The sequence below is a fragment of the Massilia sp. MS-15 genome, assembly GCF_020176695.1.
Classification (GTDB): Bacteria; Pseudomonadota; Gammaproteobacteria; order Burkholderiales; family Burkholderiaceae_D; genus Telluria; species Telluria hydrophila.
This window is the reverse complement of the sequence record NZ_JAIWIA010000028.1, coordinates 54,112-75,202: the sequence shown is the minus strand read 5'-3', so window position 1 is coordinate 75,202 and position 21,091 is coordinate 54,112. Positions and strand designations below refer to the sequence as shown.

At 65.1% G+C, this 21,091-nt stretch carries 21 protein-coding genes; 16 read left to right on the top strand and 5 right to left on the bottom strand.

What is annotated here, in order from left to right:
• The first annotated feature begins 241 nt into the window (after positions 1-241).
• The 6 genes from recA to LCI23_RS12280 all read left to right on the top strand — a co-directional run bounded on the left by recA (position 242) and on the right by LCI23_RS12280 (position 5,775).
• Positions 242-1,324 carry a recombinase RecA gene (gene recA, locus LCI23_RS12305; RefSeq protein WP_224946750.1) on the top strand — a complete coding sequence of 361 codons (1,083 nt, stop codon included), beginning with the start codon at positions 242-244 and terminating at the stop codon, positions 1,322-1,324.
• A gap of 37 nt (positions 1,325-1,361) precedes the next feature.
• Positions 1,362-1,820: a recombination regulator RecX gene (recX, locus tag LCI23_RS12300; RefSeq protein WP_224946749.1), complete on the top strand. Its 459-nt coding sequence runs from the start codon at positions 1,362-1,364 to the stop codon at positions 1,818-1,820.
• A 459-nt stretch (positions 1,821-2,279) separates the two neighbouring features.
• Positions 2,280-2,849 (top strand): DUF2889 domain-containing protein, encoded by a 570-nt coding sequence (locus LCI23_RS12295; RefSeq protein ID WP_224946748.1) that lies wholly within the window; start codon positions 2,280-2,282, stop codon positions 2,847-2,849.
• 72 nt (positions 2,850-2,921) lie between these two features.
• On the top strand, positions 2,922-4,091 hold the full coding sequence (gene sucC, locus LCI23_RS12290; RefSeq protein ID WP_224946747.1) for an ADP-forming succinate--CoA ligase subunit beta: 1,170 nt from the start codon (positions 2,922-2,924) through the stop codon (positions 4,089-4,091).
• A gap of 18 nt (positions 4,092-4,109) precedes the next feature.
• Entirely contained in the window at positions 4,110-4,991 is an 882-nt protein-coding gene (gene sucD, locus LCI23_RS12285) for a succinate--CoA ligase subunit alpha (RefSeq protein ID WP_027865436.1), read from the top strand.
• A 334-nt stretch (positions 4,992-5,325) separates the two neighbouring features.
• On the top strand, positions 5,326-5,775 hold the full coding sequence (locus LCI23_RS12280) for a pilin (protein ID WP_307727728.1): 450 nt from the start codon (positions 5,326-5,328) through the stop codon (positions 5,773-5,775).
• Between the two features lie 73 nt (positions 5,776-5,848).
• Here the strand turns inward: LCI23_RS12280 and LCI23_RS12275 are convergent, their stop codons facing one another.
• Positions 5,849-7,900 carry an LpqB family beta-propeller domain-containing protein gene (locus tag LCI23_RS12275; protein ID WP_374041168.1) on the bottom strand — a complete coding sequence of 684 codons (2,052 nt, stop codon included), beginning with the start codon at positions 7,898-7,900 and terminating at the stop codon, positions 5,849-5,851.
• Positions 7,901-8,139: 239 nt separating this feature from the next.
• Between LCI23_RS12275 and LCI23_RS12270 the strand changes: the two genes are divergently transcribed.
• The gene (locus LCI23_RS12270) at positions 8,140-8,883 is read left to right on the top strand and encodes a DUF4386 domain-containing protein (RefSeq protein ID WP_224946746.1); all 744 of its coding nucleotides are present in this window, start codon (positions 8,140-8,142) and stop codon (positions 8,881-8,883) included.
• On the opposite strand, the gene moaC is transcribed toward LCI23_RS12270, so the two are convergent.
• On the bottom strand, positions 8,880-9,380 hold the full coding sequence (moaC, locus tag LCI23_RS12265) for a cyclic pyranopterin monophosphate synthase MoaC (RefSeq protein ID WP_224946745.1): 501 nt from the start codon (positions 9,378-9,380) through the stop codon (positions 8,880-8,882). The two genes, LCI23_RS12270 and moaC, sit on opposite strands and share 4 nt — an antisense overlap.
• Before the next feature lie 124 nt (positions 9,381-9,504).
• Between moaC and LCI23_RS12260 the strand changes: the two genes are divergently transcribed.
• Positions 9,505-11,046 (top strand): M48 family metalloprotease, encoded by a 1,542-nt coding sequence (locus LCI23_RS12260; protein WP_224946744.1) that lies wholly within the window; start codon positions 9,505-9,507, stop codon positions 11,044-11,046.
• A gap of 171 nt (positions 11,047-11,217) precedes the next feature.
• Here LCI23_RS12260 and LCI23_RS12255 read toward each other — a convergent pair whose 3' ends face one another.
• The 3 genes from LCI23_RS12255 to LCI23_RS12245 are packed head-to-tail and all read right to left on the bottom strand — an operon-like array spanning position 11,218 to position 13,029.
• Positions 11,218-11,799, bottom strand: a complete 582-nt coding sequence (locus tag LCI23_RS12255; protein ID WP_224946743.1) for a DUF2946 family protein — start codon at positions 11,797-11,799, stop codon at positions 11,218-11,220.
• Between the two features lie 4 nt (positions 11,800-11,803).
• On the bottom strand, positions 11,804-12,784 hold the full coding sequence (locus LCI23_RS12250) for an alpha/beta fold hydrolase (protein ID WP_224946742.1): 981 nt from the start codon (positions 12,782-12,784) through the stop codon (positions 11,804-11,806).
• Positions 12,785-12,834: 50 nt separating this feature from the next.
• Positions 12,835-13,029, bottom strand: a complete 195-nt coding sequence (locus tag LCI23_RS12245; protein WP_159700734.1) for a zinc-finger domain-containing protein — start codon at positions 13,027-13,029, stop codon at positions 12,835-12,837.
• A gap of 237 nt (positions 13,030-13,266) precedes the next feature.
• On the opposite strand from LCI23_RS12245, the gene LCI23_RS12240 reads away from it, so the two are divergent.
• The 8 genes from LCI23_RS12240 to LCI23_RS12205 all read left to right on the top strand — a co-directional run bounded on the left by LCI23_RS12240 (position 13,267) and on the right by LCI23_RS12205 (position 21,089).
• Positions 13,267-14,028, top strand: a complete 762-nt coding sequence (locus LCI23_RS12240; RefSeq protein ID WP_224946741.1) for an AzlC family ABC transporter permease — start codon at positions 13,267-13,269, stop codon at positions 14,026-14,028.
• Entirely contained in the window at positions 14,021-14,365 is a 345-nt protein-coding gene (locus LCI23_RS12235; RefSeq protein WP_224946740.1) for an AzlD domain-containing protein, read from the top strand. Before LCI23_RS12240 ends, LCI23_RS12235 begins: the two co-directional genes overlap by 8 nt.
• A 161-nt stretch (positions 14,366-14,526) precedes the next feature.
• Positions 14,527-15,732: a phosphoglycerate kinase gene (locus tag LCI23_RS12230; RefSeq protein ID WP_224946739.1), complete on the top strand. Its 1,206-nt coding sequence runs from the start codon at positions 14,527-14,529 to the stop codon at positions 15,730-15,732.
• Between the two features lie 83 nt (positions 15,733-15,815).
• Positions 15,816-17,276, top strand: a complete 1,461-nt coding sequence (pyk, locus tag LCI23_RS12225) for a pyruvate kinase (protein WP_224946756.1) — start codon at positions 15,816-15,818, stop codon at positions 17,274-17,276.
• A 19-nt stretch (positions 17,277-17,295) separates the two neighbouring features.
• The gene (gene fba / locus LCI23_RS12220) at positions 17,296-18,360 is read left to right on the top strand and encodes a class II fructose-bisphosphate aldolase (RefSeq protein ID WP_224946738.1); all 1,065 of its coding nucleotides are present in this window, start codon (positions 17,296-17,298) and stop codon (positions 18,358-18,360) included.
• Positions 18,361-18,504: 144 nt separating this feature from the next.
• Positions 18,505-19,401, top strand: coding sequence for a phosphoribosylaminoimidazolesuccinocarboxamide synthase (locus LCI23_RS12215; RefSeq protein ID WP_224946737.1), 897 nt, complete (start codon positions 18,505-18,507; stop codon positions 19,399-19,401).
• A gap of 2 nt (positions 19,402-19,403) precedes the next feature.
• Positions 19,404-19,901, top strand: coding sequence for a 5-(carboxyamino)imidazole ribonucleotide mutase (gene purE, locus LCI23_RS12210; RefSeq protein ID WP_224946736.1), 498 nt, complete (start codon positions 19,404-19,406; stop codon positions 19,899-19,901).
• A gap of 3 nt (positions 19,902-19,904) precedes the next feature.
• Positions 19,905-21,089 (top strand): 5-(carboxyamino)imidazole ribonucleotide synthase, encoded by a 1,185-nt coding sequence (locus LCI23_RS12205; protein WP_224946735.1) that lies wholly within the window; start codon positions 19,905-19,907, stop codon positions 21,087-21,089.
• Positions 21,090-21,091 lie beyond the last annotated feature (2 nt).

The window sequence follows — 21,091 nt, the reverse complement described above, 5'->3', positions numbered from 1 at the left end:
GCATGGGGCCACCTTGGTATTCGTTAGTGCTTCAAAAGGCCCTATTGTGTTTGATTTATCGCAACAATGCGAGCCTCGCAGATAACAACAGGGCGACTTTTTTCGCTTGCCTAAACCACTGGATTTATATACAGTAGTGGCTTGATTTTGCTGGTTCGAACAACTGGATGTATATACAGTAGTTCTCTTGATTTTAGCGGTAGCGACCCTACCTTGCCTACTCCACAGCTGAAAGTACACCATGGACGACAAAAAACTCGCAGTAAACGCCGCTGAAAAGGGCAAGGCGCTCGCAGCCGCCCTGGCGCAGATTGAAAAGCAGTTCGGCAAGGGCTCGGTGATGCGCATGGACACCAGCGCCCCGGTCGAGGAAGTGCAGACTGTTTCCACCGGCTCGCTGGGCCTGGACATCGCGCTGGGCGTCGGTGGCCTGCCGCGCGGTCGTATCGTCGAGATCTACGGTCCGGAATCGTCGGGTAAAACCACCCTGACGCTGCAGACCATCGCCCAGATGCAGAAGCTGGGCGGCACCTGCGCCTTCATCGATGCCGAGCACGCGCTCGACGTGGGCTACGCGCAGAAGCTGGGCATTAACCTGGGCGAGCTGCTGATCTCGCAGCCGGACACCGGCGAACAGGCCCTCGAAATCACCGACGCCCTGGTGCGCTCGGGTTCGGTCGACCTGGTGGTCATCGACTCGGTGGCGGCACTGACTCCGCGCGCCGAGATCGAAGGCGACATGGGCGACTCGCTTCCGGGCTTGCAGGCGCGACTGATGTCGCAGGCGCTGCGCAAGCTGACCGGCTCGATCAACCGCACCAATACCCTGGTCATTTTCATCAACCAGATCCGCATGAAGATCGGCGTGATGTTCGGCAGCCCGGAAACCACCACCGGCGGTAACGCGCTGAAGTTCTACGCTTCCGTGCGCATGGACATCCGCCGTACCGGTTCGATCAAGTCGGGTGACGAGGTGATCGGTAACGAAACCAAGGTCAAGGTCGTCAAGAACAAGATCGCGCCGCCGTTCAAGGAAGCCCACTTCGACATCCTGTACGGAGAAGGCACCTCGCGCGAAGGCGAAATCCTGGACCTGGGCGCCGACAACAAGATCGTCGAGAAATCGGGTTCGTGGTACAGCTATAACGGCGAACGTATTGGCCAGGGCAAGGACAACGCCCGCCTGTACCTGAAAGAACGTCCGGCCCTGGCCCGCGAGATCGAAAACAAGGTCCGTGCCGCCCTGGGTGTGCGCGAACTGCCGCCGGTGCTGGCTGCTGTCGAAGACAGCGGCAAGGACAAGCTGAAGGCAGTCGGCGAGTAATCGCTGAGCACCGAACGCTGGCCACTGTACGCCGTTTATGCCCGCACCCCAGCTGAGCCTGAAAGCGCGCGCGCTTCGCTACCTGTCGATGCGCGAGCACAGCCGGCTCGAGCTGGGGCGCAAGCTGGCCCGCTATGCCGAGGAGGGCGACGACGTCGAAGCCCTCCTCGATTTTCTTGAAAAAAATAACTGGCTGTCGCAGGAACGCTTCGCCGAATCGCTGATCAACCGGCGGGCGGCGCGTTTCGGCAACAGCCGCGTGATGGCCGAGCTGCAAAGCCACGGTCTCAAAGGTGAAGCGCTGGAAGACATCAAAGCCTCGCTTGCCGATAGCGAAACGGCGCGCGCCATCGATGTGTGGCAGCGCAAGTTCGGTACCGTCGCCGTCGATGCGGCCGAGCGTGCCAAGCAGATGCGCTTCCTGCTGCAGCGTGGTTTCTCCCAACGCGCTGCGCGGACCGCGATGCAGGGCGCTCCCGACGACGACGCGCTGTAGCAGGCACTGTTGTCTGCTGCGATCCGGAACCGGCCTGGCCCCAGGCCTGTTCCGACGATACGCCAGGCTCGGCCGCATGCCTGTTGTATCACCCACTTTTCATTTGCCTCTTCTATATAGAAGGGCGTTCCGGCGCCAGCGTGGAGCGTCATCTCCGATATGCCTTGCGGTATATTCCTCAACGGACGATGGCGCTGCACGCTGGCGCTGTGCATTCCGGCTCGCCTGTATCCCAGGTCCACACCAGGCAAGCTTAACTAGTCGGCAAGAATCCGCGCTTCTTATCGCTGCAGTGCGGCAAAAATGACCTCTGTTGCAGTGCAACCGACAACGCCCTGTGCTAAACTTTCACGGTTTAAGCAGCGCCGCATGAGCGGTTGTTGTCGTAGAAGCTACGACAACGTGCATGAAGCACACTGGCTGCACCACTAACCGCCGCGCAAGCGGCATTTGGTTTTTATGCCCCTGTCTCCTCCCGTCTCGCGCTCGCTCCGGCATACGCGCGCCATCACCGTCGACGTCTTCGCACGCGACGATGGCCTGTGGGATCTGGATGCCAGTATCCGCGACATCAAGACGCGCGAGATCGCGCTCGCATCCGGTACCCGCCCGGCCGGCAGCCCGGTCCACGACCTCAAGCTGCGCGTCACCATCGACCGCGCGCTGAACATCGTGGACGCCGAAGCCGCGTCCGATGCCGTTCCTTATCCCGGTTTCTGTGAGACGATAGGCCCCGCTTACAAGAAGCTGATCGGCCTGTCGCTGATGAACCATTTCCGGCTGCACCTGAAAGACCGCCTCTCGGGCGTGCTCGGCTGCACCCACCTGACCGAATTGGCCCAGGTGCTGCCGACCGCAGCGCTGCAAGCCTTTGCCGACGACGAGTTCGACACCCGCGCCGACGCGCAGGTCAAGCCTGCTTCGGCCGAACGGCCATTCGAGCTCGACCGTTGCCATGCCCTGCGCAGCGACGGACCGGCCGTGGCCAACTACTATCCGCGCTGGGCGATCAAGGCCGTGTCGGGTTAGGATTCGATGTTTGTCATTTTTGTCATTCAACCGCATTACTCATTCAGTACATAGAAAAGAAGGGAAGCCAGCATGAAAATCCATGAGTACCAGGGCAAAGAAATTCTCCGAAAATTCGGAGTGACCGTTCCGCGCGGTATTCCGTGCATGAGCGTGGAAGAGGCGGTCAAGGCCGCTGAAGAGCTGGGCGGCCCGGTCTGGGTCGTCAAGGCGCAGATCCACGCCGGCGGCCGCGGCAAAGGTGGCGGCGTCAAGGTTGCCAAGTCGCTGGAACAGGTCAAGGAATACGCCGACCAGATCATGGGCATGCAGCTGATCACGCACCAGACCAGCCCGGAAGGCCAGAAAGTGCGCCGCCTGCTGATCGAAGAAGGCGCGGACATCAAGAAAGAACTGTACGTTTCGCTGGTCACCGACCGCGTCACCCAGAAGGTCGTGCTGATGGCCTCGTCGGAAGGCGGCATGGACATCGAGGAAGTCGCGCACAGCAACCCGGAAAAGATCCACAACGTCGTGATCGAACCGTCGGTCGGCCTGACCGACGAGCAGGCTGACGACATCGCCCGCAAGATCGGCGTGCCGGAAGCGTCGATCGTCGACGCCCGCACCAACCTGCAAGGCCTGTACAAAGCCTACTGGGAAACCGACGCATCGCTGGCCGAAATCAACCCGCTGATCCTGACCGGCTCGGGCAAGGTCATCGCCCTGGACGCCAAGTTCAACTTCGACGCGAACGCCCTGTTCCGTCATCCGGAAATCGTCGCCTACCGCGACCTGGACGAAGAAGATCCGGCGGAAGTCGAAGCATCGAAGTTCGACCTGGCCTACATCTCGCTCGACGGCAACATCGGCTGCCTGGTGAACGGCGCCGGCCTGGCCATGGCCACCATGGACACCATCAAGCTGTTCGGCGGCGAGCCGGCCAACTTCCTGGACGTGGGCGGCGGTGCAACCGCAGAAAAGGTTACCGAAGCATTCAAGATCATGCTGAAGAACCCGGGCCTGAAAGCCATCCTGGTCAACATCTTCGGCGGCATCATGCGCTGCGACGTGATCGCCGAAGGCGTGATCACCGCATCGAAGGCCGTGTCGCTGCAGGTGCCGCTGGTCGTGCGCATGAAGGGCACCAACGAAGACCTGGGCAAGAAGATGCTGGCCGATTCGGGCCTGCCGATCATCTCCGCCGACACCATGGAAGACGCAGCGAAGCAGGTCGTTGCCGCTGCCGCTGGCCAAGCCTAATTCGCGAAGGAAATAAAAATGTCGATTCTGATTAACAAAGACACCAAAGTCATCACCCAAGGTATCACCGGCAAGACCGGCCAGTTCCACACCCGCATGTGCCGCGACTACGCGAACGGCCGTGAAGCCTTCGTGGCAGGCGTGAACCCGAAGAAAGCCGGCGAAGATTTCGAAGGCATCCCGATCTACGCATCGGTCAAGGAAGCCAAGTCGGAAACCGGCGCCACCGTGTCGGTCATCTACGTTCCGCCGGCAGGCGCAGCCGCCGCGATCTGGGAAGCCGTCGAAGCTGAACTCGACCTGGCAATCTGCATCACTGAAGGCATCCCTGTCCGTGACATGATGGAAGTCAAGGACCGTATGGCCAAGGCCGGTTCGAAGACCCTGCTGCTGGGCCCGAACTGCCCAGGCCTGATTACCCCGGACGAGATCAAGATCGGCATCATGCCGGGTCACATCCACAAGAAGGGCCGCATCGGTGTCGTGTCGCGCTCGGGCACCCTGACCTATGAAGCAGTCGGCCAGCTGACCGCGCTGGGCCTGGGCCAGTCGTCGGCAGTCGGCATCGGCGGCGACCCGATCAACGGTCTGAAGCACATCGACGTGATGCGCATGTTCAACGACGATCCGGACACCGACGCGGTCATCATGATCGGCGAGATCGGCGGCCCGGACGAGGCGAACGCTGCTCAGTGGATCAAGGACAACATGAAGAAGCCGGTCGTCGGCTTCATCGCTGGCGTCACCGCGCCTCCGGGCAAGCGCATGGGCCACGCCGGCGCGCTGATCTCGGGCGGCGCCGATACCGCGCAAGCCAAGCTGGAAATCATGGAAGCCTGCGGCATCACCGTTACCAAGAACCCGTCGGAAATGGCTCGCCTGCTGAAGGCCATGCTGTAATCCTGACCAGTTGGTAAAACAAAGGGGAGCGCGAGCTCCCCTTTTTTTCGTCTCCGGCATCACGCGCTGCTCCCACGCAGGTCAACCGGGCTGGCATGCCAGCCATGCCCCAGGCATGACAAATTGCGGCACAGAAAGTGTTCGATAACAAAATTTGTCCGGCATCTATGACAAATTTTGTCACAGCTCAAGCCAAAACCTGGCCAAACAGGCCGTTTCGTTAGCTCGTCGCTAATAAAATCGGGGTATTTAGGGCTGGCACACCGATTGCATATAGTAATGCGTGGCAACAAGCAGTAACCCAATTACCTGAAACACTACCCTGGAGAGAAAAATGAACATCAAGCAAATGCAAACCAAAAAAGCTGAAGGCGGTTTCACCCTGATCGAACTGATGATCGTCGTCGCGATCATCGGTATCCTGGCTGCCGTGGCGATCCCGGCTTACCAGAACTACGTCGCCAAGTCGAAATTCGCTGCCGCGCTGGGTGAAGTCTCGGCAGGCAAGACCGGCTTCGACGTGAAGCTGAACCAGGGCGAAGAAATCGACGCACCGGAAGACGCCGGCCTGGCCGCTGCTGACAAGCCGACCGCCAACTGCACCTTCGGCGCCAGCAGCACCACGCTGACCTGCGAAGTGATGGACGGCCCGGCCAAGGTCAAGGGCAAGGTCATCACCCTGACCCGTGACGACAACGGCGCCTGGGCTTGCACCACCGACGTTCTTGCTGCAGACCAGAGCGATGTGATCGGCTCGGAAGGCACCTGCAAAGCAGAAGGCTAATACCGACATGACGTAGCCGGCAACGGCTACCCAACAAAAAACCCGGGATCTCCCGGGTTTTTTGTTTTCTACCTTACTGCTTCAGGTAGCGGTCCAGCCAGTTGACCACCGTATGGTGCCACTGCACCGAGTTCGCCGGTTTCAGCACCCAGTGGTTCTCGTCCGGGAACACCAGCAGCTGGCTGTCGATGCCCTTGCGCTGCAGGGCGGTAAACGTGCCCAGCGCCTGCGCGGTCGGAATGCGGAAGTCCAGGTCGCCCTGGATCACCAGCATCGGCGTCTTCCACTTGTTCACGTGGTGGACCGGGTTGAACTTCTCATGCTTGTCCGGCACCGAGAAATACGGGCCGCCGTTTTCCCAGTCGGTGAACCACTGTTCCTCGGTCGAGTAAGCCATGCCGCGCGAATCGAACACGCCGTCGTGGTTCACCAGGCAGCGGAAGCCGTCGTTCCAGTTCCCCGCGATCCAGTTCATCATGTAGCCGCCATAGGAGGCGCCAAGCGCGCAGCTGCGGCCGCGGTCGAGCCAGGGGAACTTCTTCACCGCCGCGTCCAGGCCCTTTTTCAAATCCTCGAGCGGCTTGCCGCCCCAGTCGCCGCTGATCGAATCGGTGAACTTCTGGCCATAGCCGGTGGAGCCGTGGAAGTCGATGAACACGGTGGCGTAGCCCGCGCCGGCATACACCTGCGGATTCCAGCGGTAGCTCCAGCCATTGCCGAAGCTGCCTTGCGGACCGCCGTGCACCAGGAAGGCGACCGGGTATTTCTTGCCCGGCTCGGCGTTCCAGGGCTGCATCACGTGGCCATACACGGTATCGCCGTTTGCACCCTTGAAGCTGAACTGCTCGTAGCGGCCCCAGCGCACATCCGCCAGGCGCTCGGCATTCAGCTCCGTCAGCTGGACCGGCGCGCCGCCCAGTTTCATCGCGAACAGCTGGGCGCCGGACGCCAGGTTGGCCTGGGTGTAGGCGAGCGTGTCGCCGCGCAGGTCGAAGGCGCCGACCGCGCCCTTGTCGGTGAGCGCGCTGACCTTGCCGCTGGCGACGTCAATCGAGAACAGGCGGTGCTGGCCCAGGTCTTCGGCGTCGACGACCAGCGCCTTGCCGTCGGCGCGCCATTGCAGGCTGCCGGCCGAGCGGTCCCAGTCGGCCGCCAGCTTGCGCTTCGCGCCGGTGGCCACGTCCATCAGCATCACCTGGTAGCGGTCGGCCTCGAAGCCAGGGCGCGCCATCGCCAGGTAGGCCAGGGTGCGGCCGTCGGGCGAGAACACACCCTTGGTATCCCAGGCCGGGTTGTCGGCGGTGAGGTTGCGCGGCGCGGCGCCACCGGCGGCGGGCACCGTGTACAGGTCGAAATTGGTGGACCAGGCTTCGGTCTTGCCGGCGATGCGGGCGGCGAACACGATGGTCTTGCCGTCCGGGCTGAAGCGGAATTCCTCGCGGTCGCCGAAGGGTTTCGAGGGCACGTCGCCGTCGAGCGTGCCGGACAGGCTGACCGGAGCGGCGCCCAGCTTGCCGCTGGCGTCGAGCGGGGCCGAGAACAGCACGTTGTTGCGCTGGTCGCGCCAGGTATCCCAGTGGCGCACGAACAGGCGGTCGTACAGCTTGCCGCTGGCCTTGTCCCGCGCCTTGGCATCCTGCCGGTCCTTGGTGCAGGCCAGGTCGGCGCAGTCGCGGAACACGGACAGGCTCATCGCCACCCGGTCGCCCGTCGGCGACACGCGGAAGCTCTCGACGTCGAGCGGCAGGCTGCTGACCTGCACCGGCTCGCCACCCGCGGCCGGCACGCGCCAGACCTGCGAGGAACCGGAGCGGCTCGACAGGAAATACACGGCGTCGCCGGCGGCCGACCATTCCGGTTCGCTGCTGCTCGCAGCGTGATTTGTCAGGCGCTGCGGCACTGGTTTGGCGGCGCGCAGGTCGACCATCCACAGTTCGGTGTGGCCGCGGTTCTTGGCCATGTCCGTGCTGCGCACGGTGTACACGATGCGGCTGGCATCAGGCGACACGGCCGGGCTGCCGACCCGCTCCATGTTCACCAGGTCTTCCACGGTAAAGCCGCGCGGCGCGGCCATGGCGGTGGTGGCGGCCAGGGTGGCGGCCGCAATCGGCAGCATCGGCAGCATCTTCAACAAGCGCAATCTCATTCTCCATCCTTGTGATCATGTCGGCGCAGGGCGGACGCCTTGCGTACAGGTCAGCAATTTACCATGTGACATAAACAACGCGGGGAAGGGAAGGCTTGCGGCGCCCGCATGCGCCACGCATCGTTTTTGCGGCAGGACGCCGGCGCGGCACGAAAACGTTGACCATCCATACACTCTTCCCTATGCTCAGCCGTATTGCACAGCATGAGCGAGGATCTATGCCGCAACAGGATGGGCTTCAATCCGGCCAGGGCCGGATCCAGCTGGTCGCACGCAGCGCCGGACTGCTGTACCTGTTCATCATCGTGCTCGGCCTGTTCGGCGAAGCCTATGTGCGGGCCAGCCTGGTCGTGCCGGGCGACCCGGCCGCCACCGCGCAGGGCATCCTCGCCGGCGCCTTCCTGTGGCGGCTCGGCATCGCCGGGCAGCTGGTCTTGCTGGTGTGCGCCGTGGCGCTGACCTCGCTGTGGTATGTGCTGCTGCGGCCGGTGCACCGCAACCTGGCCGTGGCCGTGGCCTGCTTCGGCCTGGTATCGCTGGCCGTCGAAAGCCTGTGCGTGCTGCAGCTGCAGGCGGCGCTCGATCCGCTCGTCAACGGGGGGCTGGCCAGGGTCGCCAGTGCCGCACAGCGCCAGGCAGCGAGCTACGCGGCCGTGATCGCCCACGCCAACACCTTCGGGGTGGCGCTGGTGTTCTTCGGCGTGCAGTGTCTACTGGTAGGACACCTGATCAGGAAGTCCACCTACCTTCCCGCGCTGCTCGGCCTTGCCATGCAAATCGTTGGCGCCTGCTATCTCGTCAACAGCTTCGCCAAGTTCATCCATCCGCCCCTGCAGGACCTGCTGTTCCCGGCCATCCTGCTGCCGGCCTTTCTGGGAGAAAGCGCAGTCTGCCTGTGGCTGCTGTTCAAAGGAGTGAACGAGGCGGGATGGCAGGGAGCGCGTTCCCTGCAGGCGGCCTAGTACTGCGCCGTCCAGTCTCCGCTCTTGCCTCCGTGTTTTTCCAGCACCCGTATATTGGTCATAACCATGCCGCGGTCGACCGCCTTGCACATGTCGTAGACCGTCAGCAGCCCAACCTGCACGGCCGTTAAAGCTTCCATCTCCACACCGGTCTTGCCGATGGTTTCCACCTGCGCCCGGCAGTGCACGCTGCAAGCCGGCGCGTCGATCTCGAAATCCACCGTCACCCGCGTGATCGGCAGCGGGTGGCACAGCGGTACCAGGTCGCCCGTGCGCTTCGAAGCCATGATGGCCGCGATGCGGGCGATGCCGATCACGTCGCCCTTTTTCGCATTGCCCGACTGGATCAGCGCCAGTGTCTCCGGCTGCATGCGGATGGTACCGGCGGCGACCGCGATGCGGTGGGTGTCCTGCTTGGCGCCGACATCGACCATGTGGGCCTGGCCGCTGGCGTCGAAGTGGGTGAGGTGGTCGGAGGTAGGGTGGGATGTGCTCATTGCCATGTGAATAAGGTCGTCAACAAAGCGTGCCGCCATACAGCAAGGCGGCCGCGGATGGGGTTATCATAGCATTGTGAAATACGCTCCCAGCCCAGCATCCGCGCGCCGCTGGCGCCCTGCGTTGACCGCCCTTGCCCTGTGCACGGCGGCCGCTTTCGCCATTGCCGCGCCCGCCGCGCCCCTGCAGAAGCCGGACACGTCGCGCCTGCCCACCCTGGGCGACACCGCGCGCCAGGATCTGTCGCCTATCCTCGAACGCAAGTTGGGCGAGGAAATCATGCGCGACGTGCGGCGCGACCCGGCCTATCTCGACGACGACCCGATCATCGAATACCTGAACAACCTCGGCAACGCGATGGTCGCGAGCGTGCCGGGTACGCGCGGCGAGACGGGCGCCGACTTTTCCTTCTTCGCCATGCGCGATGCGAACCTGAACGCGTTCGCGCTGCCGGGCGGCTTCATCGCCGCGCACACGGGCCTGATCGTGGCCGCGCAGAACGAATCCGAGCTGGCCGGGGTGATGGCGCACGAGATCGGCCACGTGTCGCAGCGCCACATCGCGCGCGCGCTGGGGCAGCAGAAACAGGACGTGCTGCTGCCGCTGGCCGCGATGATCCTGGCCGCGCTCGCGTCCAAGGCCAGTCCGGATGCGGCGATGGGCGTGCTGCTGGGCGGGCAGGGCCTGGCCGTGCAGCGCCAGCTCAACTTCAGCCGCGACGCCGAGCGCGAGGCCGACCGCGTGGGCTTCCAGATCATGGCCGCCGGCGGCTACGACGTCACCGGCATGGCCGGCTTCTTCAAGCGTCTGCAGAGCGCGAGCAAGCTGTATGGCGACATCCCGGCCCAGCTGGCCCACCTGAGCAGCCACCCGCTGACGGCGGAACGCCTGGTCGACATGCAGGCGCGCATCCGGGAGATTCCGAAGAAGGCGCGGGTGGACAACCTCGACTTCCAGCTGGTGCGCGCGCGCGCCCGCGTGCTGCAGGACGAGAGCGTCAGCGGCCGGCGCGACACCCGAAACGTGCTGGAAGCCCAGCTCAAGGAGCAGCACCGTCACCTGCAGGCCGGCGCCCAGTACGGGCTGGCCGTGCTTTCGCTGCGCCAGGGGAAGCTGGCCGAGGCCCAGTCCTGGCTCGACAAGGCGCGCGCCACCGTCAAGCCGAAGGAGGGCGTGCTGTCGGTGGAATCGCAGGCGGGCGACGGGGCGGTGATGTTCGCCGGGCTGTCGATCGAGATCAAGCTGGCGCCGGGCCAGCCGCCGTCCGCAGCCGACGAGGCGGTCAGGGAGGCGGACGCGGCGCGCCAGCGCTATCCCTTGTCGCGCGCCCTCGCGCACCAGTATGGCGAAGCGCTGATCGCCGCGGCCAGGTACGACGACGCCACCCGCTACCTGCGCGACCAGGCCCAGCTCTACCGCGAGGACGCCAGGCTGCATGACATGCTGGCGCGCGCCTATTCGAAACAGGGCCGGATCGCCCTGCAGCACATGGCGCTGGCGGAATCCTATGTGGTGGCCGGCGCGCTGCCGGCGGCGGTGGCCCAGCTCGAGCTGGCGCGCAGGGCGGGCGACGTGTCCTTCTACGACCAGGCGGTCATCGATGCGCGCGAGCGTGAACTGAAGGCGCGCCAGAAGGCCGAGAAGGAAGAGGAAAAAGAACGGTAGGGTGGGCGGCTGTGCCCGGGGCGTGGTGCCGATGCGGCGTTGGCGCCGCCCACGCGGTCGGCGCAGGCTTGCATGGCATTGGGCTGGCGTATCGGCGGTGCGGGGGCTGGCTGAACGCGTGGGCGGCGGCTGGGCCGGCGAACGGCATGCGCCGGCATGGAGCCGCCCACCCTACGCGGGGTTCTGCACGTAGCCGAAGCGGCGGGAAAGGCTGTCGGCGGCGATGCGTTCGACCGGAATTCGGCGCTCGTCCACGCGCAGCGCCAGGGTGCCGGCACCGTCCTCGAGCCAGGCCATGAGCGCCTCGGGCGAGGCCGGGCGGCCATCGAGTTCCATGCATGCCAGCGCCTGTTCGAGGTCGCGGTCGTCGAGCTGGGCGAGCACCTCGCCGGCTTGCAGGACCAGCGCGCCGGCCCCGGTCAGGTAGGCCGCCTGGGGGAGCAGGGCCTGGCCGGTCTGCAGCAGGAAACCCTGGGCCGGGTCGGTACGCGCAATGAAGGGCGTCGCTTCCAGGTTCACGTACACGCGTTGCGGGCCGTTCTGGAAATACCAGCGGCCTTCCTCGTCGTGCGCGTAGTTGCGGTTGATGAAGCCGACCAGGGCCGCGTTGGCCAGCTTGTCGCCCGGCGCACCGGCGCGCTGCGCGGCCTCGTCGCGCATGCGCCAGTTGCCGCGCGCGTCCAGTGCCAGCCAGCCGAAGCAGTGCGGCACGTTCGGCCATTTGGCCATTGCCTGTTTTACGATGTCGTCCATGGCCTCAAGCTTCGCATGGTTCGGGGGACGCGGGCGCGCGCATCGCTGGCGCACCGTCGAAGAAGTGCAGGATGCGTTGCGGCAGCCAGTCGATCCGTCCCGGCAGCGGTCCCACCGTGAAGCCGACGTGGCCGCCTTCCGCGGGATAGTCCAGCGTCACCGCCGGCGCCGCCGTGGACGGCAGGTAGCGCCCCGGCAGGAAGGGATCGTTGCGGGCATTCAGTACCAGGGTCGGCACGCGGATCGCGTCCAGCACGTGGCGCGCGCTGGCGCGGTGCCAGTAGTCGTCGGTGTCGCGGTAGCCGTGCAGCGGCGCCGTGACCACGTTGTCGAACGCGTACAGGTCGCGCGCCGCGAGCAGGGCGGCGCGGTCGAACAGGCCGGGATAGCGCTCCAGCTTGGCCAGGCATTTCGGCTTCAGGGTCTGCAGGAACATGCGGGTGTAGAGCAGGTTGAAGCCGGAGGACAGCGCCGCGCCGCCGCGCGCCAGGTCGAGCGGGGCCGAGATGGCGCAGGCGGCATCCACGATGCCGGCGCCCTGGCCCGATTCGCCCAGCCAGCGCAGCAGCGCATTGCCGCCCAGCGAGACGCCGGCGGCGTACAGCGGCCCGGTGGCGCGTGCATGCAGGCGGCGCACGATCCAGTCGATTTCCTGCGCATCGCCGGAATGGTAGAAGCGCGGCAGCAGGTTGGCTTCGCCCGAGCAGCCGCGGAAATGCGGCACCGCGCCCGACCAGCCGCGTGCGTGCAGGGCCGCCATCAGGCTGCGTGCGTAATGGCTATCGGAAGAGCCTTCCAGTCCGTGGAACAGCACCACCAGCGGTTTGCCCGGCTGGCCGTCGACGAGATCGACATCGATGAAGTCGCCATCGGCGCAGGTCCAGCGCTCGCGCCGGTAGCGCACGGGCGGCTTCGGCCTGCAGGTGGCCGGATAGATGGTCTGGAGGTGGCCGCCAGGCAGCCACGCGGGCGCACGGTATTGCACGGAAGCAGGGGAAGATCCAGGCGCGGTCCCGGAGGCCGCGCCCGTGCCGGTCAGTGGTGCTTGAGCTCGACGCCCGGCGCCAGGCGGTACTGGGTGCCGCAGTACGGGCACTTGGCATCGCCGTGGTGGTCGAAGTCGAGGAACACGCGCGGGTGCGAGGACCACAGCGGCATTGCCGGGTTCGGGCAATGGGCCGGCAGGTCTTTGGCCTCGAGTTCCACCACGGGCATCGTGTTTTGGGTCATCTGGTTCTCCGTCAAGCGAATTGTTGGACAAATAGTGTCAGGCAAAGACAGGATTCTACCGGATTCACCCTGCATGCCGAAATGATCGGTAAAATGCATGCTGAGTTAGAAATTGATCATAAACGAGCCCGGAGCGCATGTTGTGCCAGCCCGGCGCCACACCCACATGCGTTTCATGCCCGACCGTTTCACCTCCGTCGCCGCACCCGCCCGCATCGGCCGTTGCAGGAAAGCCACATGAACAAGCCCCTGCCTCCGGGCCAGCCCTCGGCCGCCCTCATGGAAGCCGGGGAGGCCCACGACCCGCAAGCCTGGCGCGCGGGCTTCAAGACTGGCCTGCCGACCCTGTTCGGCATCGGCGCATGGGGGCTGGTGGTCGGCATCGCCATGGTCAAGAGTGGCTTGAGCGCGGTGCAGGCGGTGGGCATGACCCTGCTCGTGTTTGCCGGTTCCGCCCAGCTCGCGTCGCTGCCGCTCATCGTTGCCGCGGCGCCGATCTGGGTCATTTTCGCCACCGCGCTGGTCGTGAACCTGCGCTTCGTGATTTTTTCCGCCCTGCTGGGGCCGCACTTCGCGCACCTGCATTGGCGCCAGCGCTTCCTGCTCGGCTATGTCTCCGGGGACCTGACCGTGGCGATGTTCCTGCAGCGCTATCCAACCGCGGAACGGGTCGCCGGCAAGCTGTCTTATCTAAAAGGGCTGATGTACCCGAACTGGTTCGCCTGGCAGATCGGTTCGCTGGTCGGCATCTTTCTGGGCAGCGCGATTCCCGCCGAATGGGGGCTGGGCTTTGCCGGCACCCTGGCCATCCTGTGCATCACCGTGCCCCTGATTATCAACAACGCCGCCCTGTGCGGGGTGCTGGTGGCGGGCGCGGTCTCGGTGCTGGCCTACGGCCTGCCTTACAAGCTCGGCCTGTTGCTGGCAGTGCTGGTCGGCATGGTCACGGCGATGGTGGTCGAGGAGACCCTCGCCAGGCGAAAGGGCGGCGATGTCTGACTGGGAAATCTGGGCCACCATCGGCGTGCTGTGCGTCGCCACCGCGGCCACCCGCAGCTCCTTCTGGCTGATCGGCCACCGCGTGAGCATCCCGCCCCGGGTGCAGGAGATGCTGCGCTATGCGCCGGCCTGCGCGCTGGCGGCCATCATCGGCCCCGACCTGCTGGTCGATACCCAGGGCGAGGCGCAGTTTACTTTGGCCAATCCGAAGCTGCTGGCCGCCCTGGCCGCGCTCGTCTTTTATCTATGGCGGCGCAGCATGCTGATGACGATCATTTTCGGAATGGTGGTATTTACGCTGCTGCGCGTGCTGGACATCGCCGGCCCGGCTTTGTAGGCTGTCCGCATCCGGCGGCGTCTTCGCTGGCAGGGGCCTGGCGGGCGCCGATGGCGCCGCTGCTCATGCGCCACGCATGGCGCCACGACAGCCGCCAACAAGGGAATTTTGAGGTTCCCTCATGTACAATGACGTTTTTTCACTATCCACTGTTCTAGCCAATGGACGACGTTCTCCGTTTCACCCGTTTGCAAGACCTGATCGACCGCGACGCGCTGAAGAACAAGCGCGTCTTCATCCGCGCCGACCTGAACGTGCCGCAGGATGATGCCGGCAATATCACCGAAGACACCCGCATCCGCGCCTCCGTGCCGGCGATCCAGGCCGCCCTGAAGGCCGGCGCCGCCGTGATGGTCACCTCGCACCTGGGCCGGCCTGCCGAGGGCGAGTTCAAGCCGGAGGACAGCCTGGCGCCAGTCGCCGCGCGCCTGTCCGAGCTGCTCGGCCAGCCGGTCGAGCTGAAGCAGAACTGGGTCGACGGCGTGGATGTCGCGCCTGGTCACGTGGTGCTGCTGGAAAACTGCCGCGTCAACAAGGGTGAAAAGAAAAACAGCGACGAACTGGCCGAAAAAATGGCCAGGCTGTGCGACGTCTACGTCAACGACGCCTTCGGCACCGCGCACCGCGCCGAAGCCACCACCCACGGCATCGCCAAGTTCGCACCCGTGGCCGTGGCCGGCCCGCTGCTGGCGGCCGAACTCGATGCGCTGGGCAAGGCCCTGGGACAGCCGACCCGTCCGCTGCTGGCCATCGTGGCCGGCTCGAAAGTGTCGAGCAAGCTGACCATCCTGCAGAGCCTGGCGGGCAAGGTGGACAAGCTGATCGTCGGCGGCGGCATCGCCAACACCTTCATGAAGGCCGTCGGCCTGAATATCGGCAAGTCGCTGGTCGAGAACGACCTGGTTGGCGAAGCAAAACAGATCATCGACATGATGGCTGCGCGCGGCGCCCAGGTGCCGATTCCGGTCGACGTGGTCTGCGCCAAGGAATTCAGCCCGACCGCTGCCGCCACGGTGAAGGATGTGGCCGACGTGGCGGACGATGACATGATCCTCGACATCGGCCCGAAGACCGCCACCATGCTGGCCGAGCAGGTGGCCAAGGCCGGCACCATTGTCTGGAACGGCCCGGTGGGCGTGTTCGAGTTCGACCAGTTTGCCGAGGGCACCAAGACCCTGGCGCTGGCGATTGCCGGCTCGAATGGCTTCTCGGTCGCCGGCGGCGGCGACACCCTGGCCGCCATCGCCAAGTATGACATCGGCGACCGGATCGGCTATATCTCGACCGGCGGCGGCGCTTTCCTCGAGTTCCTCGAAGGCAAGACCCTGCCGGCAGTCGAGATCCTGCTCCAGCGTAACGCACACTGAGTAGCAACGGTACCAGCGCAGCCTCGAAGGCTGCGCTTCTCTTTCAGAACCAAGGATTCACACACATGCAAGCTGTGCGCCCCATGTACAACGCCACCAAGATCGTCGCCACCATCGGCCCGGCATCGACCGATTTCGACATCCTCGTGAAGATGATCCGTGCCGGCGTCGACGTCGTGCGCCTGAACTTCTCGCACGGCAAGGCGCAGGACCACATCGACCGCGCCGCCCTGGTGCGCCGCGCGGCCGCCGAATGCGGCGTCGAAGTGGCGATCATGGCCGACATGCAGGGGCCGAAGATCCGCGTCGGTAAGTTTGAAGCGGGCAAGATCTTCCTGAACAATGGCGACAAGTTCATCCTGGACGCCAAGTGGGGCGACAACGGCGAACTGGGCAACCAGGAACGCGTCGGCCTCGACTACAAGGCCCTGCCGCGCGACGTCAAGCCGGGCGACAGGCTGCTGCTGAACGACGGCCTGATCGTGCTGGTCGTCGACAAGGTCGTGGGCCACGAGATCTTCACCACCGTGAAGGTGGGCGGCGAGCTGTCCAACAACAAGGGCATCAACCGCCAGGGCGGCGGCCTGACCGCGCCGGCCCTGACCTCGAAGGACATGGAAGACATCAAGACGGCGATGAGCTTCCAGGCCGACTATCTCGCCATCTCCTTCCCGAAGAACGCCACCGACATGGAAATGGCGCGCCAGCTGGCCAACATCGCCGGCGAGCCCTATGGCCACAAGCCGATGATGATCGCCAAGATCGAGCGCGCCGAAGCGATTCCCGTGTTGCAGGAAATCCTGGACGCCTCCGACGGCATCATGGTCGCGCGTGGCGACCTGGCCGTCGAGGTGGGCAACGCCGCCGTGCCGGCGCTGCAAAAGCGCATGATCAGGATGGCGCGCGCCTCGAACAAGCTGGCCATCACCGCGACCCAGATGATGGAGTCGATGATCGTCAACGCCGTGCCGACCCGCGCCGAAGTCTCGGACGTGGCGAACGCCGTGCTGGACGGCACCGACGCCGTGATGACCTCGGCCGAGACCGCATCGGGCAAGTACCCGGTGGAGACGGTCGAGATGATGGCCGCCATCTGCCTCGAAGCGGAACAGTCCGAATACAACAAGCAGGACGCCGATTTCCTGAACGTCCAGTTCACCCGCATCGACCAGTCGATCGCGAATGCCACCCTGTTCACGGCCCACCACCTGAAGGTCAAGGCGATCGTGGCCCTGACCGAATCGGGCTCGACCGCGCTGTGGATGAGCCGGCACTCGATCGACACCCCGATCTTCGCCCTGACCCCGCTGCAGACGACGCAGCGCAAGGCTTCGCTGTACCGTAACGTGCGGGCCTTCCACCTGCTGCAGGAAGGCGGCAGCCACGCCGTGCTGCGCAAGGCCGAAGAGGTCCTGATCAACGAAGGCATGGTGCGCAAGGGCGACCTGATCGTCGTGACCTGGGGCTCGCCGATGGGGCAGGCCGGCGGAACCAATGCGCTCAAGATCGTGCGCGTGGGCGAGCTGGACGAAATAGTTTCTTAATTGTTTGGAGTAAACCACCATGGCACTCGTATCGCTGCGCCAACTGCTGGACCATGCCGCTGAACACGGTTATGGCCTGCCGGCATTCAACGTCAATAACCTGGAACAGGTGCAGGCCATCATGGCCGCCGCCGACGCGGTGGGCGCGCCGGTGATCATGCAGGCCTCGGCCGGCGCCCGCAAATATGCAGGCGAAGCTTTTCTCCGCCACCTGATCGACGCCGCCGTCGAAGCCTATCCGCACATCCCGGTCGTCATGCACCAGGACCATGGCCAGTCGCCGGCGGTCTGCATGGCCGCGATCCGTTCGGGTTTCAGCTCGGTGATGATGGACGGTTCGCTGGAAGCCGACGGCAAGTCGGTCGCTTCCTATGAATACAACGTCGAAGTGTCGAAGGAAGTCGTGAAGTTCGCGCACTCGATCGGCGTGACGGTGGAAGCGGAACTGGGCGTGCTCGGTTCGCTGGAAACCATGAAGGGCGACAAGGAAGACGGCCACGGCGCCGACGGCACCATGACCCGCGAGCAGCTGCTCACCGACGTGGCCCAGGCCGCCGACTTCGTGGCGAAAACCCAGTGCGACGCGCTGGCGATCGCCATCGGCACCTCGCACGGCGCCTATAAATTCACCCGCAAGCCGACCGGCGACATCCTGGCGATCGACCGCATCAAGGAAATCCACGCCCGCATCCCGAACACCCACCTGGTGATGCACGGTTCCTCGTCGGTGCCGCAGGAACTGCTGGCCATCATCCGCGAATTCGGCGGCGACATGAAAGAGACCTATGGCGTGCCGGTCGAAGAGATCCAGGAAGGCATCAAGCACGGTGTCCGCAAGATCAACATCGACACCGACATCCGCCTGGCCATGACCGCCGCGATCCGCAAGTACATGTTCCAGAACCCGTCGAAGTTCGACCCGCGCGACTACCTGAAGCCGGCGCGCGAAGCCGCGATGGAAGTGTGCAAGGCGCGCTACCTGTCCTTCGGTTGCGAAGGCATGGCAGCGAAGATCAAGCCGGTGCCGCTGGAAAAGATGGCCGAGCGCTACAAGGCCGGCGAGCTGGCCCAGATCGTGCAGTAAGCCTCGCATCCGCATGGCGCCGCCGCCCCAGCCGCGGTGGCGCCATGCGAATTGACGTAAAATGTCGCATTCGGCCCAGGCCATCCCCGGCCTGGGCGCCCTCACCGGAGGCCTTCTCCGGCTCTGTTTCCTGATATCCCTTCTATGAACAGCCTCTACAAATCCACCATCCAGTCCCTGCCATTGCTCGGCCACGGCAAGGTGCGCGACAACTATGCCGTCGGCGACGACAAGATCCTGATCGTCACCACCGACCGCCTGTCTGCCTTCGACGTGGTCATGAACGAGCCGATTCCCGGCAAGGGCATGGTGCTGAACCAGATGAGCGACTTCTGGTTCGAGAAGCTCGGCCACATCGTGCCGAACCACCTCACCGGCGTGGCGCCGGAAAGCGTGGTGGCCCCGGATGAGGTGGAGCAGGTGCGCGGGCGCGCCGTCGTGGCCAAGCGCCTCAAGCCGATCCTGGTCGAAGCCGTCGTGCGTGGGTACATCTCTGGTTCGGGCTGGAAGGACTATCAGGAAAGCGGCGCCGTCTGCGGCATCCAACTGCCGGAAGGCCTGCGCCAGGCCGACAAGCTGCCGCAGCCGCTGTTCACTCCGGCCGCCAAGGCCGACCTCGGTGAACACGACGAGAACATCTCGTTCGAAGAGATGGAAAACCGCATCGGCAAGGAACTGGCCGCCAAGATGCGCGACATCAGCATCCAGCTCTACACCACCGCCGCCGAATACGCGGCGACGAAGGGCATCATCATCGCCGACACCAAGTTCGAGTTCGGCCTGGACGACCATGGCGTGCTGCACCTGATGGATGAAGTGCTGACCGCCGATTCCTCGCGCTTCTGGCCGGCCGACTCGTACGCGCCGGGCATGTCGCCGCCCAGTTTCGACAAGCAGTTCGTGCGCGACTACCTCGAAACCCTGACCGACTGGGGCAAGACCGCCCCGGCCCCGACGCTGCCGCAGGACGTCATCGAGAAAACCCAGGCCAAGTATTTCGAAGCCATCGAGCGCCTTACCGGCGAAAAGCTGAAGGCGTGACGATGACGGATCAAGCAAAACCGGTTGTCGGCGTCATCATGGGTTCCTCGTCCGACTGGGACGTGATGAAGAACGCCGTGGACGTGCTGAAGCAGTTCGGCGTGCCCTTCGAGGCGCAGGTGATCTCGGCGCACCGCATGCCGGACGAGATGTTCAGCTACGCGGAAAGCGCGCGCGCGCGCGGCCTGCGCGCCATCATCGCCGGCGCCGGGGGCGCTGCCCACCTGCCGGGCATGGTGGCCGCCAAGACCATCGTGCCGGTGCTGGGCGTGCCGGTGCCCTCGAAATACCTGCGCGGCGAGGATTCGCTGCTGTCGATCGTGCAGATGCCGAAGGGCGTGCCGGTGTCCACCTTCGCCATCGGCGAAGCGGGCGCCGCCAACGCGGCCCTGACCGCGGTGGCGATCCTGGCTGCCACCGACGATGCGCTGGCCGGGAAGCTGCAGGCCTTCCGCCTCGAACAGACCGCGGCCGCCCAGGCCATGACCCTTCCGGTGTGACGCATGACTGAGGCATTTCTCCCGACCGCCACGCCTGCCGCCGTCCTCGGCGTGATGGGCGGCGGCCAGCTCGGCCGCATGTTCGCGCATGCGGCCCAGGCCATGGGCTACCAGGTGGCCGTGCTCGAACCCAGCCGGGTCAGCCCGGCAGGGCAGGTGGCCGAACACCTGATCGCCACATCCTATACCGATCCCGATGGCCTGGCCGAACTGGCACGCCAGTGCGTGGCCATCACCACCGAATTCGAGAACGTCCCGGCCGACAGCATGGCCTGGCTCGGCGAGCGCAGCTTCGTCGCGCCAAGCGCGTCCTGCGTGTCGATCGCCCAGGACCGCATCGCGGAAAAGCGCTTCTTCGTCGACTGCGCGCCAGCTTCCTCCGTGATGCCGGCGCCGCACAAGACCATCGCCTCGTACGCCGACATCGACGCCATCGATGACGCACTGCTGCCGGGTATCCTGAAAACCGTGCGCATGGGGTATGACGGCAAGGGCCAGGTGCGGGTGCGTACGCGCGAGGACGTGCGCGCGGCGTTCGACAGCATGGGCGGCGTGGCCTGCCTGCTGGAGAAGATGCTGCCGCTGGCCTACGAGGTCTCGGTGCTCACCGCGCGCGGCGCCGACGGCCAGTCGGTGGTCTATCCGATCGCCGAGAACGTGCACCGCGACGGCATCCTGTTTACCACCACCGTGCCGGGACCGAATGTGTCGGCCGCCTGCGCGAAACAGGCCCAGGACGCGGCCACCGCCATCGTCGCCCAGCTGGGCTACGTGGGCGTGCTGTGCATCGAGTTCTTCGTGCTGGAAGACGGCACGCTGGTCGTCAACGAGATGGCGCCGCGTCCGCACAACAGCGGCCACTACACCATCGACGCCTGCGTCACCAGCCAGTTCGCGCAGCAGGTACGGGCGATGGCGCGCCTGCCGCTGGGCGAAGTGCGCCAGCATTCGCCCGCCGTGATGCTCAACATCCTGGGCGATGCCTGGTTCGAGGGCGATGGCGATACCCTGCGCGAGCCGGCCTGGGACCGCATCCTGGCCCTGCCGGGTGCGAACCTGCACCTGTACGGCAAGGACGATCCGCGCCGCGGGCGCAAGATGGGCCACGTGACCTTCGTCGCGCCGACCCTCGACCAGGCCCGGGCCAGCCTGCGCGCGGCCTGCGCGATTCTGGGCATCCCGGAGTGACG

What these genes read in the sequence shown, in the direction of transcription:
- LCI23_RS12235 (WP_224946740.1), top strand. Translation starts at nt 14,021, where the DNA reads ATGTCTGACTGGGAAATCTGGGCCACCATCGGCGTGCTGTGCGTCGCC.
- moaC (WP_224946745.1), bottom strand. Translation starts at nt 9,380, where the DNA reads ATGAGCACATCCCACCCTACCTCCGACCACCTCACCCACTTCGACGCC.
- LCI23_RS12275 (WP_374041168.1), bottom strand. Translation starts at nt 7,900, where the DNA reads ATGCTGCCGATGCTGCCGATTGCGGCCGCCACCCTGGCCGCCACCACC.
- LCI23_RS12205 (WP_224946735.1), top strand. Translation starts at nt 19,905, where the DNA reads ATGACTGAGGCATTTCTCCCGACCGCCACGCCTGCCGCCGTCCTCGGC.
- sucD (WP_027865436.1), top strand. Translation starts at nt 4,110, where the DNA reads ATGTCGATTCTGATTAACAAAGACACCAAAGTCATCACCCAAGGTATC.
- LCI23_RS12270 (WP_224946746.1), top strand. Translation starts at nt 8,140, where the DNA reads ATGCCGCAACAGGATGGGCTTCAATCCGGCCAGGGCCGGATCCAGCTG.
- LCI23_RS12295 (WP_224946748.1), top strand. Translation starts at nt 2,280, where the DNA reads ATGCCCCTGTCTCCTCCCGTCTCGCGCTCGCTCCGGCATACGCGCGCC.
- LCI23_RS12280 (WP_307727728.1), top strand. Translation starts at nt 5,326, where the DNA reads ATGAACATCAAGCAAATGCAAACCAAAAAAGCTGAAGGCGGTTTCACC.
- LCI23_RS12245 (WP_159700734.1), bottom strand. Translation starts at nt 13,029, where the DNA reads ATGACCCAAAACACGATGCCCGTGGTGGAACTCGAGGCCAAAGACCTG.
- LCI23_RS12215 (WP_224946737.1), top strand. Translation starts at nt 18,505, where the DNA reads ATGAACAGCCTCTACAAATCCACCATCCAGTCCCTGCCATTGCTCGGC.
- fba (WP_224946738.1), top strand. Translation starts at nt 17,296, where the DNA reads ATGGCACTCGTATCGCTGCGCCAACTGCTGGACCATGCCGCTGAACAC.
- sucC (WP_224946747.1), top strand. Translation starts at nt 2,922, where the DNA reads ATGAAAATCCATGAGTACCAGGGCAAAGAAATTCTCCGAAAATTCGGA.
- LCI23_RS12230 (WP_224946739.1), top strand. Translation starts at nt 14,527, where the DNA reads ATGGACGACGTTCTCCGTTTCACCCGTTTGCAAGACCTGATCGACCGC.
- recX (WP_224946749.1), top strand. Translation starts at nt 1,362, where the DNA reads ATGCCCGCACCCCAGCTGAGCCTGAAAGCGCGCGCGCTTCGCTACCTG.
- LCI23_RS12255 (WP_224946743.1), bottom strand. Translation starts at nt 11,799, where the DNA reads ATGGACGACATCGTAAAACAGGCAATGGCCAAATGGCCGAACGTGCCG.
- recA (WP_224946750.1), top strand. Translation starts at nt 242, where the DNA reads ATGGACGACAAAAAACTCGCAGTAAACGCCGCTGAAAAGGGCAAGGCG.
- purE (WP_224946736.1), top strand. Translation starts at nt 19,404, where the DNA reads ATGACGGATCAAGCAAAACCGGTTGTCGGCGTCATCATGGGTTCCTCG.
- LCI23_RS12240 (WP_224946741.1), top strand. Translation starts at nt 13,267, where the DNA reads ATGAACAAGCCCCTGCCTCCGGGCCAGCCCTCGGCCGCCCTCATGGAA.
- pyk (WP_224946756.1), top strand. Translation starts at nt 15,816, where the DNA reads ATGTACAACGCCACCAAGATCGTCGCCACCATCGGCCCGGCATCGACC.